1 protein-coding gene is annotated in these 262 nt (G+C 65.6%); it reads left to right on the top strand.

Annotated features, from left to right (window positions below; all coding sequences use genetic code 11):
* The coding region (locus REG_RS11475; protein WP_006705389.1) for an aldehyde dehydrogenase family protein at window positions 1–262 on the top strand (262 nt) is incomplete at both ends.

Raw genomic sequence — 262 nt, 5'->3', positions numbered from 1 at the left:
TGCAGATGGGCGAATTCGCTGAGAACGTCGCCGGTGGCGTCGACACCTACACCCTGCGCCAACCCATCGGCGTGTGCGCCGGTATCACCCCGTTCAACTTCCCGGCGATGATCCCGCTGTGGATGTTCCCGATGGCGATCGCCTGCGGTAACACCTTCGTCCTCAAGCCCTCCAAGCAGGACCCGCTGTCGACCATGCTGCTCGTCGAGCTGGCGCTGGAAGCTGGCGTGCCGGCTGGCGTGCTCAACGTGGTGCACGGCGG

This window comes from Candidatus Regiella insecticola LSR1, assembly GCF_000143625.1.
GTDB lineage: Bacteria > Pseudomonadota > Gammaproteobacteria > Enterobacterales > Enterobacteriaceae > Regiella > Regiella insecticola.
The sequence above is the reverse complement of the archived record's forward strand: the minus strand, read 5'-3'. Positions and strand labels throughout refer to the sequence as shown.